Annotated in this window: 18 protein-coding genes; 7 read left to right on the top strand and 11 right to left on the bottom strand. The window is 68.6% G+C overall.

What is annotated here, in order from left to right:
- The 3 genes from ADBZ5U_RS00465 to ADBZ5U_RS00455 all read right to left on the bottom strand — a co-directional run bounded on the left by ADBZ5U_RS00465 (position 1) and on the right by ADBZ5U_RS00455 (position 4,977).
- Positions 1-4,482, bottom strand: a complete 4,482-nt coding sequence (locus tag ADBZ5U_RS00465; RefSeq protein ID WP_526261223.1) for an ATP-dependent helicase — start codon at positions 4,480-4,482, stop codon at positions 1-3.
- Between the two features lie 81 nt (positions 4,483-4,563).
- A complete protein-coding gene (locus tag ADBZ5U_RS00460) occupies positions 4,564-4,728 on the bottom strand; it encodes a Rho termination factor N-terminal domain-containing protein (protein ID WP_526261221.1) in 165 nt (54 codons plus the stop codon).
- A 39-nt stretch (positions 4,729-4,767) separates the two neighbouring features.
- Positions 4,768-4,977 carry a hypothetical protein gene (locus ADBZ5U_RS00455; protein ID WP_526261219.1) on the bottom strand — a complete coding sequence of 70 codons (210 nt, stop codon included), beginning with the start codon at positions 4,975-4,977 and terminating at the stop codon, positions 4,768-4,770.
- Positions 4,978-5,122: 145 nt separating this feature from the next.
- Here ADBZ5U_RS00455 and ADBZ5U_RS00450 point away from each other — a divergent pair, with 145 nt between their 5' ends.
- The 3 genes from ADBZ5U_RS00450 (at position 5,123) to ADBZ5U_RS00440 (ending at position 7,793) form a co-directional block, all read left to right on the top strand.
- Complete coding sequence (locus ADBZ5U_RS00450) at positions 5,123-6,361, top strand: glycosyltransferase (protein ID WP_526261217.1); 1,239 nt, start codon at positions 5,123-5,125, stop codon at positions 6,359-6,361.
- A 203-nt stretch (positions 6,362-6,564) separates the two neighbouring features.
- Positions 6,565-7,002, top strand: a complete 438-nt coding sequence (locus ADBZ5U_RS00445) for an ATP-binding protein (protein WP_526261215.1) — start codon at positions 6,565-6,567, stop codon at positions 7,000-7,002.
- Positions 6,999-7,793, top strand: a complete 795-nt coding sequence (locus tag ADBZ5U_RS00440; protein ID WP_526261213.1) for an RNA polymerase sigma factor SigF — start codon at positions 6,999-7,001, stop codon at positions 7,791-7,793. The genes ADBZ5U_RS00445 and ADBZ5U_RS00440 overlap by 4 nt, the downstream gene beginning before the upstream one ends.
- On the opposite strand, the gene ADBZ5U_RS00435 is transcribed toward ADBZ5U_RS00440, so the two are convergent.
- Positions 7,749-7,982 (bottom strand): hypothetical protein, encoded by a 234-nt coding sequence (locus tag ADBZ5U_RS00435; RefSeq protein WP_526261211.1) that lies wholly within the window; start codon positions 7,980-7,982, stop codon positions 7,749-7,751. The genes ADBZ5U_RS00440 and ADBZ5U_RS00435 overlap by 45 nt on opposite strands.
- A 16-nt stretch (positions 7,983-7,998) precedes the next feature.
- Positions 7,999-9,780, bottom strand: a complete 1,782-nt coding sequence (locus ADBZ5U_RS00430) for an acetyl/propionyl/methylcrotonyl-CoA carboxylase subunit alpha (RefSeq protein ID WP_526261209.1) — start codon at positions 9,778-9,780, stop codon at positions 7,999-8,001.
- Between the two features lie 171 nt (positions 9,781-9,951).
- Between ADBZ5U_RS00430 and ADBZ5U_RS00425 the strand changes: the two genes are divergently transcribed.
- Positions 9,952-10,389: a DUF222 domain-containing protein gene (locus ADBZ5U_RS00425; protein ID WP_526261207.1), complete on the top strand. Its 438-nt coding sequence runs from the start codon at positions 9,952-9,954 to the stop codon at positions 10,387-10,389.
- On the opposite strand, the gene ADBZ5U_RS00420 is transcribed toward ADBZ5U_RS00425, so the two are convergent.
- From ADBZ5U_RS00420 to ADBZ5U_RS00395, 6 genes are all read right to left on the bottom strand, one after another.
- Positions 10,364-10,780 carry a SufE family protein gene (locus tag ADBZ5U_RS00420; RefSeq protein ID WP_526261205.1) on the bottom strand — a complete coding sequence of 139 codons (417 nt, stop codon included), beginning with the start codon at positions 10,778-10,780 and terminating at the stop codon, positions 10,364-10,366. The genes ADBZ5U_RS00425 and ADBZ5U_RS00420 overlap by 26 nt on opposite strands.
- Positions 10,777-11,685 (bottom strand): sulfurtransferase, encoded by a 909-nt coding sequence (locus tag ADBZ5U_RS00415; protein ID WP_526261203.1) that lies wholly within the window; start codon positions 11,683-11,685, stop codon positions 10,777-10,779. The genes ADBZ5U_RS00420 and ADBZ5U_RS00415 overlap by 4 nt, the downstream gene beginning before the upstream one ends.
- Position 11,686: 1 nt before the next feature.
- On the bottom strand, positions 11,687-12,343 hold the full coding sequence (locus ADBZ5U_RS00410) for a Maf family protein (protein WP_526261201.1): 657 nt from the start codon (positions 12,341-12,343) through the stop codon (positions 11,687-11,689).
- A 10-nt stretch (positions 12,344-12,353) separates the two neighbouring features.
- On the bottom strand, positions 12,354-12,629 hold the full coding sequence (locus ADBZ5U_RS00405; protein ID WP_526261199.1) for an acyl-CoA carboxylase epsilon subunit: 276 nt from the start codon (positions 12,627-12,629) through the stop codon (positions 12,354-12,356).
- A 126-nt stretch (positions 12,630-12,755) separates the two neighbouring features.
- Positions 12,756-14,366 carry an acyl-CoA carboxylase subunit beta gene (locus tag ADBZ5U_RS00400; RefSeq protein WP_526261197.1) on the bottom strand — a complete coding sequence of 537 codons (1,611 nt, stop codon included), beginning with the start codon at positions 14,364-14,366 and terminating at the stop codon, positions 12,756-12,758.
- 200 nt (positions 14,367-14,566) lie between these two features.
- Complete coding sequence (locus ADBZ5U_RS00395) at positions 14,567-15,991, bottom strand: aminotransferase class I/II-fold pyridoxal phosphate-dependent enzyme (protein WP_526261195.1); 1,425 nt, start codon at positions 15,989-15,991, stop codon at positions 14,567-14,569.
- 19 nt (positions 15,992-16,010) lie between these two features.
- Here ADBZ5U_RS00395 and ADBZ5U_RS00390 point away from each other — a divergent pair, with 19 nt between their 5' ends.
- The 3 genes from ADBZ5U_RS00390 (at position 16,011) to ADBZ5U_RS00380 (ending at position 19,563) form a co-directional block, all read left to right on the top strand.
- Entirely contained in the window at positions 16,011-16,532 is a 522-nt protein-coding gene (locus ADBZ5U_RS00390; RefSeq protein ID WP_526261193.1) for a PH domain-containing protein, read from the top strand.
- Between the two features lie 218 nt (positions 16,533-16,750).
- Positions 16,751-18,280 (top strand): sugar transferase, encoded by a 1,530-nt coding sequence (locus tag ADBZ5U_RS00385; protein WP_526261191.1) that lies wholly within the window; start codon positions 16,751-16,753, stop codon positions 18,278-18,280.
- 38 nt (positions 18,281-18,318) lie between these two features.
- A complete protein-coding gene (locus ADBZ5U_RS00380; RefSeq protein WP_526261189.1) occupies positions 18,319-19,563 on the top strand; it encodes a class I SAM-dependent DNA methyltransferase in 1,245 nt (414 codons plus the stop codon).

Here is a 19,563-nt window from a genome sequence, read left to right as displayed (position 1 = left end):
TCAGCGCATCCGCATCCCGCGCGGCGTCCGCGCGAAGCCCGCGGCCAGCAGGGCCGCGGCGGTGTCGGTCTGCCCGGCTTCCAGGACCGGCGCGCCGTCGATCCTCTCCACCACGATGCCCCCGATGCGTCCGCCGCCCACCATGTCGGCCAGGGCCGCCGCCGCCGTCCGCTGGGCCCCGGCGTCGAGGGCGAAGTTCAGCAGCGAGCGCCCGCCGCGCTCCAGGTACCAGACCAGCGCGCCGTCGACCAGGATGACCAACGCGCCGGCTTTGCGGCCGGGACGGTGCCCGCCGTCCAGGGCCGGCCAGGGCAGCGCGGCGCCGTAGGGATTGGCCGGGTCGGCGGCGGCCAGGACCACCGCCCGATACTCCGGCAGGTCCCGGTCGACGGTGTCGGCGTAGCCGCGCAACCGGTCCACCGTCGAGGCCAGCGCGAACTGCGCGCCGCCGAGGGACTCGACGAAATAGCCGCGCTGACACCTGCCGGCCTCCTCCAGCGTGGTGAGCACCTTGTAGAGCGACGCGAAGCCGCCCGGCAGGCCATCGGGCGCACCGCGCCGGGTCAGCACCCCGTAGCGGTTCATCAGCAACTCCGCGGTGAAGTGCGCCCGCAGCGTGGAGTCGGGCTCCCGGGCCGGCAGCGCAGACCAGCGGCCGGCCACCGTCGGATCCGACGGCCGGGCCTGGGCGTGCGCCACCGAGTAGCGGCTCAGCCGGGGTGCGCGCCGGTGCCGGTGCGCGGCGGCGGAGGGACGACGGGTGCCGGGCCGGCGCCCGCCGGTGAGCAGGGCGCGCACCGGGGCGAAGGTGTCCCCGCTGACCCAGCCCGCCCAGATCAGTTCCCACAGAGCGGCTTTGACGGCGTCCTCGCGTCCTTCGGGGCCCGCGAACTGCCGGAAGAAGAACGCCCCCCGGGAGTCGCCGGGCTCGCCGAGGACTTCGAGGACGGCGCGGTGGGCGTCGCCGAGTTCCACGGCGGCAGGTTCGGCAAGCGTCAGGGGCGCGGTGTCGGCGGTGTGGAACGCCACCCAGCCGTCGCTGCCGGAGATGGCGCCGGCACCGGACCAGACCACCTCCCCGGAGGCCAGCAGTTCGTCGAGCATGGCGGGTTGGTAGTCGCGCACCCGCGGCGCGAAGATCAGCGGTTCGACCGCCGACGCCGGGACCGGCGCACCGGCGAGTTGTTCGATCACCGAGGCCAGCCCGTCCACACCGGAGGCGGCGCCGATCTGCTGCCAGGCGGGCAGGAAGCGGGCGTAGGCCTGCGTGCTGACCGGTTCGACCTGGGCGCGCAGAGCGGCCAGTGACCGCCGTCGCAGGATGCGCAGCACCTCCGCATCGCACCACTGGCCACTCGTGTCATCGGGAACGGCGCTGAAGTCACCGCGGACCACCCTGCCGTCCAACGCCATTCGGCCCAGGGCGTCGCCGGCCACCCGGAGCCCCAGGCCGAACCGGGCGGCGGCGTCGGCGGTGCTGAACGGGCCGCGGGTGCGGGCGTAGCGGCCGAGAAGTTCGCCCAGCGGGTCGGTCGTCACCTCGGTGAAATCCGCCGGCACGCCGACCGGGACCGCGACCCCGACGGCGTCACGCAACCGCCCGATGTCCTCGACGGCCACCCACCAGGAGCGCTCGGCGTAGGACACCCGCAACGCCCGTCTGGCGGCCTGCAGTCCGTCCAGCCAGGGCCGGATGTCGGAAGCCGTTGCGCGCGAGGCGATCTCCTCCTCGGTGAGCGGGCCCAGCAGGCGCAGCAGGTCCGCCACCCTCTCGGCGTCGCGGGCGCGGCGGTCCTCTGCCAGATGCTGCAGCTGGCGCTCGGTGGCCGCCATCACCTCGGGGTCGAGCAGTTCGCGCAGTTCCACCCGGCCCAGCAGTTCGGCCAACAGCGCGGTGTCCAGCGACAGGGCCGCGGCCCGCCGTTCGGCCAACGGGCTGTCGCCCTCGTACATGAACGCCCCGACGTAGCCGAACAGCAGCGAGGCGGCGAACGGCGAAGGGGTGGGGGTCTCGACCTCGAGCACCCGGACCCGGCGTTGGGCGATCCGCGCCATCAGGCCCGTGAGTGCGGGCACGTCGTAGACGTCCTGCAGGCACTCCCGCACGGTCTCCAGCACGACGGGGAAGTCCGGGTATTTCCTTGCCACGTCGAGTAACTGGGCGGCGCGCCGGCGTTGGTGCCACAGCGGGGAACGCTTCCCCGGATGGCGCCGGGGCAGCAGCAGCGCCCGCGCGGCGCACTCCCGGAACCGGGCGGCGAACAGCGCCGAACCGCCCACCTCCGAGGTGACCAGTGGCTCGATCTCATCGGGCTCGAAGACGAAAAGTTCGGCGCCGGGGGGTGATTCGTCGGTGTCGGGCAGCCGCACCACGATGCCGTCGTCGCCGGCGGTGGGTTTCTCGTCGATACCGTAACGCTCCAGCAGTCGCCGGCTCACCGCGAGGGCCAGCGGGCCGTGCACTCTCAGACCGTAGGGGGAGTGCAGGATCACCCGCCAGTCGCCCAGTTCGTCGCGGAACCGCTCGACCAGCAAGGTGGTGTCGCTGGGCACCGCGTTGGTGGCGGTGCGCTGATCGTCGAGCAGCCGCCACAGATTGTCGGCGGCGAAAGCGTCCAAACCGTAGTCCGTGCAGCGTTCGTCGAACTCCGCGCGGGTCGAGCCGGCCAGTTCGCCGGTGACCCGGCCGATCGCCGCACCGAGTTCGGCGGGCCGCCCGGCGTCGTCGCCACGCCAGAACGGCAGCCGGGCGGGCTGGCCCGGCGCGGGGATGACCAGCACCCGGTCGTGGGTGATCTCGGTGATCCGCCAACTGGTCGCGCCCAGGGAGATGACATCGCCCGGCCGGGACTCGTAGACCATCTCCTCGTCGAGTTCGCCCACCCGGGAGGGTTTTTCGCTCTCACTGGCCAGGAACACGGTGAACAGGCCGCGGTCGGGGATGGCCCCGCCGGAGGTCACCGCCAGCCGCTGTGCGCCCGGTCGCCCGGTCAGGGTGCCGCTGTCCCGATCGTAGACCAGCCTGGGCCGCAGTTCGGCGAACTCGGTGGACGGGTACTTGCCGCTGAGCAGGTCCAGGGTGGCCTCGAAGGCGCTGCGCGGCAGCGTGGCGAACGGGGCGCTGCGGCGCACGGTGTCGAACCAGACGTCGGCGTTGATCGGTTCCAGAGCGCAGGCGGCCACCGTGTGCTGGGCCAGCACGTCCAGCGGGTTGGCCGGGACCCGCAGCGTCTCGATGGCGCCGGTGAGCATCCGCTGCACACTCACCGCGCAGCCGATCAGCTCGGTGCGATGCTTTGGCAGCAGCACCCCGCGGGAGATCTCGCCGACCTGGTGACCGGCCCGGCCGACCCGCTGTAGGCCGCTGGCCACCGAGGGCGGGGCCGCCACCTGGATCACCAGGTCCACCGAACCCATGTCGATGCCCAGTTCCAGGCTGGAGGTCGCGACGACGGCGCGCAGCCGCCCGGATTTCAGATCGTCCTCGACCGCGGCCCGCGCCTCCTTGGACACCGACCCGTGGTGGGCCCTCGCCAGCAGCGGTTCGGCCCCCTGGATCTGGTTGCCGGCCATGATCTGGGCCGGCGGGGTGGGCAGTTCGATCCCGGACCGCTGCGCGTGAATCTCGTTGATCCGGGCGGTGATCCGCTCGGCCAGCCGGCGCGAGTTGGCGAACACGATGGTGGAGTTGTGGGCCTCGATCAGGTCGACGATGCGGGCCTCGACATCCGGCCAGATGGTGTTGTTCTCCAGGTTGGCCATATCGGGCACCGGCACCTGCACCGCCAGGTCGAAGGTCTTGGCCGCCGGCGGGTCGACCACCTTCGCGGGCCGGCCGCCGGTCAGGAACCGGGCCACCTCCTCGGGCGGCCGCACGGTGGCCGACAGGCCGATCCGCTGGGCGGGCCGGGGCAGCAGGTCATCCAGGCGCTCCAGTGAAAGTGCCAGGTGCGCACCGCGTTTGGTGCCCGCCACCGCGTGCACCTCGTCGACGATCACCGTCCGCACACCGGACAGGGTGTCCCGCGCGGCCGAGGTGAGCATCAGGAACAGCGACTCCGGCGTGGTGATGAGGATGTCGGGCGGGCTGGTGAGCAGTTGCCGGCGGGCCGCGGGCGTGGTGTCGCCGGAGCGCACACCGACGCCGATCCGCGGGGCCGGCCGGCCGGACTGCTCGGCGATGCGGGAGATCCCGGCCAGCGGGGTGCGCAGGTTTCGTTCGACGTCGATGGCCAGCGCCTTGAGCGGGGAGATGTAGAGCACCCGGGTGCCCGGCTCGCCGGATCCGGCCTCCTGCACGAGGCGGTCGATGGCCCACAGGAACGCGGCCAGCGTCTTGCCCGATCCGGTCGGCGCGACCACCAGGGTGTGGTCACCGTCGGCGATTGATTCCCACGCCGAGTCCTGGGCCGGGGTGGGCGCGGCAAAGGTGCCGCGGAACCACCGCCGGGTCAGCGGCGAGAACCGGTCCAGTGAGCTCACCCCCCCAGCCTGCCAGGCCGGTGGGCAAACCCTCGCCGGCGGCCGTTCAGTAGCTGCCCCGGTAGCTGCCCCGGTAGCTGCTCAGTAGCTGCGGATGAGGGCGATCAACTCCTCCTTGTTCAGGCCGGAGTAACCCGAAATGCCAAGCTGCCGTGCCCGCTTCTTCAATTCCGCGACGGTCCAGCCCTCATACGCGCACGACCGGCTCGGCCGGAAGGATCGCGCGTCGTCGTAGCGGGCCCGCATGCACCGTGGTGTACCCGGGCGGGCGATGGAGCTAAACCTCTAACGGAATTCGTCCTCGTCGAAGTCTTCGACGATCACGCGCTGCTCCTGCCAGTCGGATTCGTTGGTCTCCAACGGCGGCTCGTCGGGGCCGGTGGCCTCCTCCTCGTCGGCCCCCTCGACCGGGAGGCTCCGTTCGACGGCGTCGGCCACCGGCACTTCGTCGGGAAATCCCGGAACCCGATCGGGGCCGGAGTCGAAACTGGTCATCACCGCCAACATACCCGCGCACGTTGCCGCGGGGACGGCCGGCGAAGTGTTTAGTCCGGCGGCCGCCGGGTAAGTCAACGCCCATGTCAATATCCGGCGGCCGCTGCCGTCGCTCAGTGCCGGGGAATCGGTGGAGGGGGAGGAAATGAAGATCGCGATGGTGTCCGAGCACGCGAGCCCGCTGGCCTCGGTCGGCGGGGTGGATGCCGGCGGCCAGAACGTCCACGTCGCCGAACTCTCGGCGGCCCTGGCCCGCCGGGGCCACGAGGTGACGGTCTACACCAGACGCGACGACCCGAAGACACCGGAACGAGTCCGAACATCGGAGGGCTGCATGGTGGTTCACGTTCCCGCCGGTCCGCCCGAGCCGCTGCCCAAGGACGAACTGCTCGAGCACATGGGGGAGTTCGCCAGTTACCTTGCGGAGAAGTGGCGAACCCGCCGTCCCGACGTCGCCCATGCCCACTTCTGGATGTCCGGTATCGCCACTCACCTGGCCGCCCGGACCTGCGGGGTGCCGACGGTGCAGACCTTCCACGCCCTCGGCGTGGTCAAGAAGCGGCACCAGGGTGAGCGGGACACCAGTCCGAGCGCCCGGCCGAAACTCGAACGGCTCGTCGCCCGCAACGCGTCCTGGGTGGCGGCCACCTGCACCGCCGAGGTCTTCGAGCTGACCCGGATGGGCCGTTCGCGGACCCGGATCTCGTTGGTGCCGTGCGGAGTTGATCTGGACAGCTTCACCCCCGAGGGCCCGGTCGCCGAACGGGGTGCGCCCCATCGGATCGTCTCGGTCGGGAGAATGGTGCCGCGCAAGGGATTCGACACCATGATCGAGGCGATGCCCCTGATAGCGGACGCGGAGTTGGTCATCGTCGGCGGGCCCGCCGACGGACGCCTTGACGACGATCCGGAGGTGCGGCGGCTGCGGTCCCTGGCAGCCATACTGGGCGTGGCGGATCGGGTGACGTTCACCGGTTCGGTGGCCCGCCGGGACATGCCCGCCCTGCTTCGCTCGGCCGACGTGGTGGCCTGCACACCGTGGTACGAACCGTTCGGCATCGTGCCTCTGGAGGCGATGGGCTGCGGTGTGCCCGTCGTCGCCTCCGCCGTGGGCGGCATGCTCGACACCGTGGTGCACGATGTGACCGGCCGCCTGGTCACACCACAGCGGCCCCGGGAATGCGCCGAGGCGGTGACCACGATCCTTCGGGACTCGTTCCTTCGGCGCAGCCTCGGACTGGCCGGCCGGGACCGGGCCTGTGCCCGCTACTCCTGGGACCGGGTCGCCGCGGACACCCTGCGTATCTACGAACGGCTGGTCAGCAGCCCGGCCTCGTTGGCGGCGCCGGCGGCCAAGTCCGGCACCGCCCTCAAATCAGGCTGAACGGCAACCGGTTTCGGCTGTCGCGAAGAAAATTACCGCGCGGATGTTTAAGGAAGGTCCGACTCCGGGTACTAGCCATCATCGTGACTACCCGTGCCTGGCCACCCAACCGTCGGTTCGTACGCGAACCTGCGCGGCGTTGCGACACCATGGATGACATCCTCGGCTTGGGACCATGGTCGGGGGAAACGGCGGGAGGTCGGATGACGTACGGCGGACGCCGTCGCGGCGGGGAGCGTAGGAGTTCCTCCGCCGTTGAACTGAGGGTCGCGGCGATGCTCGAGAATCTCGCGGTGTTGCGCACGGCGGTCGGTGCCGTCGGAACATTCGCCGATCTGGACTTCGACGCGGTGGCAGACCTGCGACTGGCGGTCGACGAGGCCTGCACCAGGCTGATCCGCTCCGCCACCCCGGGCGCCACGCTGGTGGTGATCGTCGACCCGTACGAGGACGTGGTGGTGGTGGAGGCGTCGACCACTTGCGGCACCGGCGACGTCGTGACGGAGGGCAGCTTCAGTTGGCATGTGCTCAGCTCGCTGACCGACGAGATGCGGACGTTCTACAACGGTCACGGGAGCGGCCCCGACGGCGGCGTATTCGGGATAACCCTGACCATGAGGCGCGCGGGCTTTTCGCAGTGACCTTCCGGGCGGCGCGCGACCCCGACGGTCAACCGTCGCGATCGAACACCGAGTACGCCGACGTTCCCGACTTGTTCCGGCAGCTTGCGAAACTCCAGCCGGACTCCCCGGAGTTCCGTCGGCACCGGAACCGCATCGTCGAACGTTGCCTGCCGCTGGCCGACCACATCGCCCGACGGTTCGACGGCCGCGGCGAGGCGCGGGACGACCTGGTCCAGGTGGCCCGGGTCGGGCTGGTGAACGCGGTGATCCGATACGACGTCGACACCGGCTCGGACTTCGTCTCCTTCGCGGTCCCGACCATCATGGGCGAGGTCCGGCGCCACTTCCGGGACAACAGTTGGTCGGTCAAAGTGCCGCGCCGGCTCAAGGAACTTCACCTGCGGCTGGGTGCGGCCACCTCGGAGCTGTCCCAGAAGCTGGGCCGGGCGCCGACCGCCTCCGAACTGGCCGCAGAACTCGGCATGGACCGCGAGGAGGTGGTCGAGGGCCTGGTCGCGGGCAGCTCGTACAACACCCTGTCGATCGACAGCGGCGGCAGCGGGGAGGACGTGCCGGCCATCGTGGACACCCTCGGCGACCCCGACCTCAGTCTCGACCGGATCGAGAACCGGGAGGCCCTGCGTCCGCTGCTGACCGCCCTGCCGGAGCGCGAGCGCACGGTGCTGCTGCTGCGCTTCTTCGAGTCACTGACCCAGACCCAGATCGCCGAGCGGGTGGGGATCTCCCAGATGCACGTCTCCCGGCTACTGGCCAGGTCGCTGGCCCGACTCCGCGACCAGTTGCAGTAGAAACCTTCCGACCGCTTCGGCGCCGGCGGCCGCCGCACCGACTTCGCCGCGCGCCGACACCTGCCGGGTGTCTGGATCGGCGACCACCTCCGCCACAACCTCGCCCGTCGTCGGCTCGCAGACATCCCACCCCCCGTCCGGGCGCCCGCGCAGATACCAGACGCCGGCGTTGATGTCGGGTGGGGTCACTTGGTTCCGCGGAGCGCTACTTGATCTCCGCCAGAACGGTGCCCTGGGTGATGGCGGCCCCGGCCACTACCGCCAGGCCGGTGATCACACCGTCCTTGTGGGCGTTCACCGGGTTCTCCATCTTCATGGCCTCCAGCACCACCACCAGTTCCCCGACGGTGACCGTCTGGCCCTCCTCGACCGCGACCTTCACGACGGTACCCTGCATGGGCGCGGTGACCGCGTCACCGGACGCGGCGGCGCCGGCCTGGGCGCCTCGCTTGCGCGGCTTGGGCTTCTTGCGGACGACGCCTGGCTCCCCGCCGCCGTTGCCGAGTGCGAGGTCGCCGGGCAGCGACACCTCGAGGCGGCGTCCGCCCACCTCGATGACGACGGTCTGGCGGGGCTGGGCCTCCTCCGCGTCGACCGCGCCGCCGCCGGTGAACGGCTCCACGGTGTTGTCCCACTCGGTCTCGATCCAGCGGGTGTGCACGGTGAAGCCGGTGTCATCGCCGACGAAGGCGGGGTCGCGCAGCACCGCGCGGTGGAACGGGATCACGGTCGCCAGACCTTCGACGTGGAACTCGTCGAGGGCGCGGCGGGCGCGCTCGATGGCCTGCCGCCGGCTGGCGCCGGTGACGATGAGCTTGGCCAGCATCGAGTCGAACTGCCCGCCGATCACCGAGCCGGCCTCCACGCCGGAGTCCAGTCGCACGCCCGGGCCGCTGGGGGTGTCGTAGCGGTTGACCGGGCCGGGCGCGGGCAGGAACCCGCGGCCGGCGTCCTCGCCGTTGATCCGGAACTCGATCGAATGTCCGCGTGGCGCAGGGTCTTCGGTGAGATCGAGCTTCTCGCCGTTGGCGATGCGGAACTGCTCGAGCACCAGATCGATGCCGGAGGTCTCCTCGGTGACCGGATGCTCCACCTGCAGGCGGGTGTTGACCTCCAGGAAGGAGATGAGGCCGTCCTGGCCGACCAGGTACTCCACGGTCCCGGCGCCGTAGTAGCCGGCCTCCTTGCAGATCCGCTTGGCCGACTCGTGGATCTCCTTGCGCTGCGCATCGGTGAGGAAAGGGGCCGGCGCTTCTTCCACCAGTTTCTGGAAACGGCGCTGGAGTGAGCAGTCCCGGGTGCCGGCCACGATGACGTTGCCGTGCTGATCGGCGATCACCTGGGCCTCGACGTGGCGCGGCTTGTCCAGGTAGCGCTCCACGAAGCACTCGCCGCGGCCGAACGCGGCGACCGCCTCGCGGGTCGCCGACTCGAACAGTTCGGGGATCTCCTCGATGCTGCGGGCCACCTTCATCCCGCGGCCGCCGCCGCCGAAGGCGGCCTTGATGGCGATCGGCACGCCGTATTCACGGGCGAAGGCCACCACCTCGTCGGCGTTCTTCACCGGATCGGGGGTGCCCGGAACGAGTGGCGCGTTGGCGCGTGCGGCGATGTGGCGGGCGGTGACCTTGTCGCCCAGGTCACGGATGGCCTGCGGGCTGGGGCCGATCCAGATCAGCCCGGCGTCGATGACCGCCTGGGCGAAATCGGCGTTCTCGGAGAGGAATCCGTATCCGGGGTGGATCGCGTCGGCGCCGGACTTCGCGGCGGCGTCGAGGATCTTGCCGAAGTCGAGGTAGGACTCAGCCGAGGTCTGCCCGCCCAGGGCGAAGGCCTCGTCGGCCAGGCCGACGTGCGGGGCGTCGGCATCCGGTTCGGCGTACACCGCGACGCTGGCCAGACCGGCGTCCTTGGCCGCGCGGATCACCCGGACCGCGATCTCACCGCGATTGGCGACGAGGACCTTGGAAATGGTCTGACTGGGCACGCGTGCCTCCTGCTCGGACTCCGCTGTCGACTTTAAGAACCGGCTTTAGAAATACGGTTCGCACGCAGTCTAGAGCCCTCGCGATGCGGGCGACACGGGGAGGGAAGAAGTGGGGGTCTTTTGTCGCACCCCTGTTCTATACTCGCACGCATGTTCGATACATTGAATGGGTTGGAATTGAGGGCAGTCATGGCCGAAGCGCAACGCACCGAACGGGTCGCCGCGGCCCGGCGGGTACTGGCCGCCGGCAGGCTCTACCGGCTGATGGGCCCCGCCCGGCGTGACGCCGCGGCCGCCCGGATCGGTGCTGAACTCGGCATCAGTCGCGGGCGGGCGTCCGCCCAGATGCGCTGCGGGCTGCAGTTGCTCGACCGGCTGCCCGAGCTGGCCGCGGTGTTCGCCGCCGGCGAGGTGGAGTTGCGAGTCGTCGCCGCGGCGGTGTTCCGCACCCAGGCGATCGCCGACGCCGGTGTGCTCGCGCGCGTCGACCGGAAGTTGGCCCGGCGCGCACCGGATTGGAACGAGTTGTCTCGCGAGGAGGTGGTGTCGGCCGTCGACCGGATCATCACCGCGGCCGCGTCGGTTACTCCGCTCGCAGTCGGCGCTTGATCCGGGCGAGCATCGCCGACATGCCCCGCAGCCGCAGCGGGCTGATCAGCTTGGCCAGGCCCAGTTCGGTATAGAAGTCGTCGGGCACCGCGAGGATTGCGTCGGCGGACTGGCCGTCCAGGCCGGCGGCAAGGATCGAGGCGAACCCGCGGGTGGTCGGTGCCTCGGCCGGCGCGCTGAAGTACAGCCGCACCTGGCCGCGGTCGCCGGCGTCGACGTGAAGGAACAACGGGGACTGGCACTCCGGCACCGGCTCCATCGCCGCCTCCTCGAGGTCGGCCGGCAGTGGTGGTAACTCGTTGGCGAACTCCAACAGCAGCGCCAGCTTGTCCTGGCCGCTGACCTCGCCGAAGTCCGACACAACCTCGGCCAGCGGGGCCGGCATGCTCATTCCGACCCGGGTGCCGACCCGGGTTCTTCCCCGACCGCCACCGGCACGCGAACGGTGTTGCCCCACTCCGTCCATGACCCGTCGTAGTTGCGCACTCCGTCTATGCCGAGCAGATGGGTGAGCACGAACCAGGTGTGGCTGGACCGTTCGCCGATCCGGCAGTAGGCGATGGTGTTCGCCCCGGGCTTGACGAAGGAGTAGACCTCTTCGAGCTCTGCTCGCCTGCGGAACCGGCCGGACTCGTCGGCGGCCCTGGCCCACGGCACCGACACCGCCGTCGGGATGTGCCCGCCGCGCAGCGCGCCCTCCTCCGGGTAGTCCGGCATGTGGGTGCGCTCGCCGGTGTACTCCTGCGGGGAACGCACGTCGATCAGCGTGGCCGTGCCCGGGGGAGTTCTCAGCGCGCCGAGCACATCCTCGCGGTAGGCGCGAATGGGGGCGTCGTCGCGCTCGACGACCGGATAACCGGTCCCGGTCCGCTCCGGCACCTTCAGCACGGTGTCGCGGCCCTCCGCGAGCCACAGGTCGCGCCCGCCGTTGAGCAACCGGACGTCCGGATGGCCGAACAGGGTGAACACCCACAGCGCGTAGGCCGCCCACCAGTTGCTCTTGTCGCCGTAGATCACCACGGTGTCATCCCGCGAGATGCCCTTGCGGTTCATCAGTTCGGCGAACTGCTCACCGTCGATGTAGTCGCGCACATGCGGGTCGTTGAGGTCGGTGTGCCAGTCGACCTTGACCGCGCCGGGGATGTGCCCGACGTCGTAGAGAAGTACGTCCTCGTCGGACTCGACCACCGCCAGTCCGGGGGCGCCGAGGTGTTCGGAGAGCCAGTCTCCGGTGACCAGGCGCTCGGGGTGCGCGTACTCCTGCAGGACGGGGCTGGGGTCGGGGGGCAACGCCACGTCAAAAGACTACCGGCGAACCGGGCCTGTTCGTCTGCCAAAGCTCGCCGATTGCCAGCCCGACCGTCTCGAGAAGCCGGCGGGTGACGGCCAGGCCCAGGCCGACGACGTTGGACGGGTCGCCGTCGACGCCGTCGATGAACCAGCCGCCCAGCCCGTCGAGGGTGAACGCCCCTGCCACGCCGAGGGGCTCGCCGGAGGCGATGTAGGCGTCCAGTTCGGTGGCGGTGGGGACGCCGAATCGGACCGTGGTGACCTCGGCGGCCGTCGCGCGGGCGGCCACCCGGCCGTCCCGCACCCGCAGCACGCAGTGCCCGGTGAACAGCCGGCCTTCCCGGCCGGCCATCGCCTGCCATCGCCGGCGGGCTTCCGCCGGGGTGCCGGGCTTGCCGCACAACCGGCCGTCGACGTAGAGCATCGAGTCGCATCCGATCACCACGCAGTCCGCGGCGGCCGGGCCGTCCAATCCGCGTTGAACGGCGTCGGCTTTGGCCTCGGCCAGTGCGTTGACCACTGTCGCCGGGTCGGCGTGACCGCCGAGACGCTCGATGACGGCGTCCTCGTCGACACCGGACACCGCGACGAGTGGGTCGATCCCGGCGCTGCGCAGTACCCGCAACCGGCCGGTTGAGGCCGAACCCAGCACGACCCGGGTCACCGGCTGCCGATCATCTACGGACGTGGGTCCGCTCCAGCAGGGTGACCCGCTGCCAACTGGTGACCGGGTAACGCAGTTTGTCGACCGGGTGGCCCCACAGATTCAGCTCCTGCGCCCCGGGCGCGCGGGCGCCGCCGGAGGCCGCGGCCAACACGGTGACGAGCGCGGCCAGTTCCTCGTCGGTGGGGCGGCCCTTGACGACCCGGATCTCGGGGATGCCGTGCCCGGGTTCGTCGATGGTCAGCTGATGGGGGTCGCTGACTTCGGTGATGTCCTCGTGTCTCACTGGGGTCCGATCGTTCGCGTGCTCACTGGGGTCGCATCGTTCGCGGGCTCACTGGGGTCGCATCGTTCGCGGGCTCACTGGGGTCGCATCGTTCGCGGGCTCACTGGGGTCGCATCGTTCGCGTGCTCACAGCGGAATGTTCCCGTGCTTCTTCGGCGGGGTCTGGACGATCTTGCGTTCCAGCAGCCGCAACGCGGCGGCGATGTGGCCGCGGGTGTGCGACGGCGGGATCACCGCGTCGACGAACCCGCGCTCGGCGGCGACGTAGGGGTTGACCAGGGTGTCCTCGTAGTCCCGCTGCAACTCCAGGCGCAGCGCCTCGATGTCCTCCCCGTTCCTGGCGGCTTCGGTCAGTTGCTTGCGGTAGACGAACCCGACCGCGCCGGAGGCGCCCATCACCGCGATCTGCGCGGTGGGCCAGGCGAGGTTGACGTCGCAGCCCATGTCCTTGGAGCCCATCACGCAGTAGGCGCCGCCGTAGGCCTTGCGGGTGATGACGGTGATCTTGGCGACGGTCGCCTCGCCGTAGGCGTAGAGCAGTTTGGCGCCGCGGCGGATGATGCCGTTGAACTCCTGCTCGGTGCCGGGCAGGAAGCCCGGGACGTCCACCAGCATGATGATCGGGATGTTGAAGCAGTCGCAGGTCCGGATGAACCGCGCCGCCTTCTCCGAGGCGTTGATGTCCAGGCAACCGGCGAACTGGGTGGGCTGGTTGGCGACGATTCCCACCGGCCGGCCGTCGACCCGGCCGAAGCCGACCAGGATGTTGCCCGCGTAGCCGGCCTGGATCTCCAGGAACTCGTCGTCGTCGAGGATCCGGGTGATCACCTCGTGCATGTCGTAGGGCTGGTTCGGCGAATCCGGGATGAGGGTGTCGAGTTCGAGGTCCTCCTCGGTGAGGTTGTCCTCGATGGCGCCGGGGTGCGGCGGGGCCGGGAAACGCGGTGGCTCGGCGTAGTTGTTCGGCGGCAGGAAGCTCAGCAGGTCGCGGACGTAGTCGAAGGCGTCCTGCTCCCCGGAGGCGACGTAGTGCGCGGTGCCGGACTTGCCCATGTGGGTGTGCGCCCCGCCGAGTTCCTCCATGGTGACGTCCTCGCCGGTGACGGTCTTGATGACGTCGGGTCCGGTGATGAACATCTGGCTGGTCTGGTCGACCATGATGATGAAGTCGGTCAGCGCGGGGGAGTAGACGTGCCCGCCGGCGGCCGCACCCATGATCAGCGAGATCTGCGGGATCACCCCGGATGCCTTGATGTTGTTGTGGAAGATCCGGCTGTAGAGGCCGAGGGAGACCACGCCCTCCTGAATGCGGGCGCCGGCGCCGTCATTGATGCCGATCAGCGGCCGGCCGGTCTTGATGGCCAGTTCCTGGACCTTGACGATCTTCTCGCCGTACACCTCGCCGAGGCTGCCGCCGAACACCATGGCGTCCTGGCTGAAGACGCAGACTTCGCGGCCGTCGATGGTGCCGTAGCCGGTGACCACGCCGTCGCCGACCGGCCGGTTCTCCTGAAGGTTGAAGGTGGTCGCGCGGTGGCGGGCCAGTGCGTCGAGTTCGACGAAGGAGTCCTCGTCGAGCAGGGCCAGGATCCGCTCGCGGGCGGTGAGCTTGCCCTTGGCGTGAGTTCTCTCGACGGCCGCCTCCCCGGCCGGATGCAGCGTCTCCTCGGCCCGCTTACGCAGATCGGCCAGCTTGCCGGCTGTCGTGTGGATGTCCGGTTCGGTAACGCTCGCCATGGGTGACGATGGTAGCCGCCGGCCACGGAACGGAGTGACACGACGTGGAAGCGACAGATACTCGGTGCCCGATAGGCCGGACATTTCGCACCACTGCGTGTTACTTCGCCGTCAAATTTTCCTGATTGGCAGAGGCGGCCGGGGTCACCCGGATCAGACGGGCGGGTCCTGCTGAACTGTCTGAACGCGGGGACGCTGGATCACTCGCGGACGACGAGCACCGTTTCCAGCATCGGGTCCCCGCAATAGGCGATCCGGGTGCCGCTTTTGGCTTCGGCCTGCAGCGCCGCCAACGTTGTCGCGCGGATCCGCTCTCCGGGCGCCAACGCGGGAACGCCCGGCGGGTACGGCGCGGCGGTTTCGGCGGCGATCCGGCCGACCGCTGTTTTGGCCGGAACCCGCTCATGGTCGGCGAAGAACGCGTCGCGGGGGCTCATCGCGGTGTCCGGTTGCAGGGTCCATGCGGTGATCGGGATCAAGGCACGCGGTTCGCCGCGGTGCTCCTCGATGGCGCTGATGATTTCGGTGACCAGGAAGTCCACCGTCTCTTCGGTGTCGGCCATCGTGATGACCGGACAGAACGTGTCGCGGTCGGCGAACTCCAACTGCAGCCCGCGCTGCTCGAGGGCGTCGGCCACGACCTGCCCGTCGGCCCCCGTCCCGGCCAGCGACAGCACGATCTTGGTGGGATCGTGCATCAGCAGCGCCGGTGACCGCTCGGCGATCTCCAGGCCGACGACTCCCAGGCCGGGCACCTGGCGGAACCGATCCCGGGCCTGGTGGGACAGCCGGATGGCCTGGCCGAGCAGTTCCTCGCCGCGGTCGGCGAGCAGTTCGCGGGTCAGGTCGATGCTGGCGAAGATCGCCCCCGAGGGGCTGGTGGTGTGCAGGCCCTCGAAGGCCGCCTCGAGTCGTTCCAGGTCGATCCGCTCGCCCTGGGCCAGCACCATGGACGACTGGGTGAATCCGGTGACCTGTTTGTGGATGCTGGTCACCATGATGTCCGCGCCCGCTCCGATGGCGTGCGGCGGCAGGTCGGGGTGGAAACCCAGATGGGCGCCCCAGGCGGCGTCGACCGCGAGCGGAATCCCGTGGGAGTGGGCAAGTTCGGCATGGGCGGCCACATCCGAGACGCCGCCGACATAGCTGGGTTCGACCAGCATGACGGCCTTCGCGTCGGGGTGGACCCGCAGGGCATCGCGGACCCGGTCGACCGGCATGCCCGCGGTCAGCCCGGTCTGCTCGTCGATGTCGGGACGGACCCAGACCGGGATCAGGCCGGCCAGCACGAGGCCGAAGAACACCGACTTGTGAATCGTGCGGGCAACGATGACCTTGTCGCCGGGCTTACCCAGCGACAGGCAGATCGACTCGTTGCCGTGCGTAGAACCTTGCACCGAGAAGCCGCACCAGTCCGCGCCCCACAACTGTCCGGCCAGTCGTTCGGCCGTCGCGAGCCGACGGGTCGACACCCGTCGGTTCTCCACGCCGAGATAGTGCGGGACGTCGAGTGCGAGGAACTCGTCGATCAACTCCGGGTTGTATTTATGGCCGGGGGTGCAGAACGGCGTACCGGGATTTGCCAGGAAACGCTGGTAGGCGTCGTACAAAGGTCTGTCGCCCATTGTGGTATGACACCACACCATGGGCTATCCCGAGGGTTCATTGGCCGCCGACGAGCAGGTGGTGTTGCATCGGCACCCGCATTGGAAGCGGCTGATCGGGCCGGTGTTGGCGTTGCTGGTGTGCACGGCGGCCGCGTCGTTCGCCGCCGCGGTGGTCAGTCGCACCGATTGGGATCCGCGGACCCGGCAGGTGATCGCCGTCGTGATCGGCGCGCTCTGGCTGCTGTTGGCCTTCTGGCTGACGCTGCGGCCCTTCCTGGTCTGGAAGACAACGCATTTCGTGATCACCGACCGTCGGGTGATGTACCGGCACGGTGTGCTCACCCGGGCCGGTATCGACATCCCGCTGGCGCGGATCAACAGCGTGGAATTCCGCCACGGCATCGTCGACCGGATGGTGCGAAGCGGCACTCTCGTGATCGAGTCCGCATCGCAGGACCCATTGGAGTTCAACGACATTCCGCAGGTCGAGCAGGTGCACTCGTTGCTCTACCACGAGGTTTTTGATGGCGGGGAACACGAAGAAAATCCTTATCGTTAGATCGGCCCGTACGTGCCGCAATCACCATCCCGCTGAGCATCGTTGACGCCGCTGGGGGGGCCGAAGATACCTCCCCGTTTCAAGCTGCGCAATGGCCTCCCGAACTAGACCGGGATTCAGAAGCGAAACTGTCCTGACGGCCCATTTACCTCGACTTGCTCAGCGTTAGAGGCTGAATTTAGTGACCGTCTCCCGGCGGTCGGATTCGGGGCGGGCTTGTGAACACGGCGGAGTTTGTTTCGAGGGAGGCCATCGGCTTTCGTCAGGAACCCCAACCGTTGTGCGCGAAGAGCGGCTCGGAATCGGAGACATGTGCGCGCGGAGGCTTTCGAGCCTGGCAGCGTGATTATCGCCGTCTGCTGCGGTGGAGCGACGCTGTCGTGATCGCGGGGTCGCTGACGACAGCTCAGGCACTGCGCTTCGGGCAGGTCGCCGGCGCCACTCTGGCCGGACAACCGGTCGACTACTTGATCGTCTCAGCCGTAATCGGGCTGCTGTGGATGGGCGCCCTGGCCATGTACCGCAGTCACGAGCCCCGAATTCTTGGCCATGGCATCGAGGAGTACCAACGAGTGTGTGCTGCGACTCTGGTGCTGTTCGGAAGCGTCGCGGTCCTATCAGCTGCCTTCAAACTCGAAATAGCCCGGGGCTACCTGCTCCTGGCGCTGCCGTTGGGAGTTGCCGGTCTCACGGTTGGTCGCTGGTTCGGCCGACGTGTGATGAATAGGCGCCGCCGTAAAGAGGGATTCAGGAGGGCCGTTCTGGCGGTCGGTAGCTCCGACTCGGCCCGGGCGCTCATCAAAGAGTTGAGGCGGAATTCCGAGCAGGGGTACACAGTGGTCGGGGTCGCCGTACCCGGTGCTACTCAGGGTGACGATGCGCTTGTCGACGGCACCGGTGATGTGCCGGCGTACGAGTGCGGCGAAGACTTAATGAGTTCCGTGGTGGCGTCGGGTGCCGATATGGTGGCTGTCACCTCCGGCTATCTCTCTTCCAGCCAAATCCGTTCTCTCTCATGGCAACTGGAGAAGCTCGATACCGATCTGGTGATCGCACCGGGAATCATTGACATAGCGGGCCCCCGTCTGATGATCCGACCGGTTGGGAGCCTGCCCCTCATTCATATAGGCAAGCCACAGTACGACGGAGCGAAACACTTCAGGAAGCGGCTGTTTGACGTGTGTTTCTCCGCGGCAGCGGTGCTGCTCTCGGCACCGCTATTGGTACTGGTCGCTCTGGCGATCAAATTGGACGATCGGGGTCCCGTTTTCTACTCCGCTGAGCGAATTGGTTTGGACGGCAAACCGTTCCAAATGATCAAGTTCCGGACGATGGCTGTGGGGGCTGACCAAATGCGTGCTGGGATGACACACCTGGACGAAGGAAATGGGGTCCTATTCAAGATTCGGTCGGATCCCCGGGTAACTAGAGTCGGGAAGTTCCTGCGCCGCTACAGCATTGATGAGTTACCACAGTTTCTCAACGTCCTTCGCCGCGAAATGAGTGTCGTTGGACCGCGTCCACCGCTGCGTAGCGAGGTGTCGACCTATGACGATGAGATGCGTCGCAGGCTGCTCGTACCGCCCGGCATCACCGGCCTGTGGCAGATCAGCGGTCGGTCGGATCTCTCCTGGGAGGACTCCATTCGACTGGATCTGTCCTATGTAGAGAACTGGTCCATGGTGAGCGATCTCGTCATAGCCGCCAAGACCTTGGGCGTCGTGTGTCGCGGGTCGGGTGCGTACTGAGCCGAGCCACCGGGTCGGAACTAGGAATGGAGCAATAGATGAATTGTCGGCTGTGCGAGTCGTCGCGATTGACCAGCGTTGTAGACCTCGGTGCGACTCCGCCGTGCCAGAAATTCCTGAGTTCAGACGAACTCGATCTGCCGGAGATGACGTACCCGCTACACCTGCGGTTGTGCGAAGACTGCCTCTTGTTGCAGATCCCAGCCCTGATCACGCCGGAGGACAATTTCACCGAATACGCATATTTCTCCTCGTATTCCGACAGCTGGGTAAATCACGCGGAAGTGTTCGTCAACGAGACTCTGCCCACACTCGGTTTGAACGAAGACTCCTTCGTCATCGAAGTGGCCAGTAACGACGGCTATCTGCTGCAGCACATCCTGGCGGCCGGCGTTCCCTGTCTGGGCATCGAGCCGTCAGTCAATGTCGGAGAGGCGGCGCGTGCGCGCGGTGTGCCGACAATGACCGCATTCCTCGATCAGGACACCGCGGACAGTGTCCGCAGGGACCACCGTCCGGCCGACCTGGTTGTGGCGAACAACGTGTACGCACACATCCCCGATCTGCGCGGGTTCACCGCGTCCCTGCGGCGGTTGCTGGCCGACGATGGATGGCTGAGCGTCGAGGTCCATCACGCGCTCAATCTCGTTACCTTGGGTCAATTCGACACCGTCTACCACGAGCACTTCCAGTACTACACCGTGCTGTCCGCGATTCGAGCGCTGGCGAGTGGTGGGCTGACCGTTGTCGACGTGGAACTCCTGCCGACCCACGGCGGGTCGATCCGACTCTGGGCTCGCCCCGATGCAGTTGCCGGAAGACCGAGCCGTCGGCTGCGTGAGGTGCTCCGCGAGGAGGAGGCGGCGGGCCTTCACCACGTGGACGGATATCTCGGGCTGGGTCCACGAACCGAAGCCATCCGCGAGGAACTTCTGCGGTTCCTGTTGGACTGCAAGAAAAGGGGGCAACGGGTGGTGGGCTACGGCGCGCCGGGCAAGGGCAACACACTGCTCAACTATTGCGGAATCCGCAGTGATCTTCTGGAGTACACGGTGGACAAGAATCCCTACAAGCAGGGCATGTTCACGCCTGGGACGCGTATCCCCGTTTACGACCCGGCGATGATCGCCAAGGACCGCCCGGATTTCGTTGTGTTGTTGCCCTGGAATCTTGAAGACGAACTTACGGGGCAATTGGGCTATATCGCCGAATGGGGCGGCCAAATCGTTGTGCCACTGCCGACGCTGCACACCGTGGCGACCTCCGCGGCGCGGGAGGCCTGA

The organism is Mycobacterium sp. (assembly GCF_040398885.1).
Classification (GTDB): domain Bacteria; phylum Actinomycetota; class Actinomycetes; order Mycobacteriales; family Mycobacteriaceae; genus Mycobacterium.
Note: the sequence above shows the minus strand (reverse complement) of the source record. Positions and strands in the feature narration are given on the sequence as shown.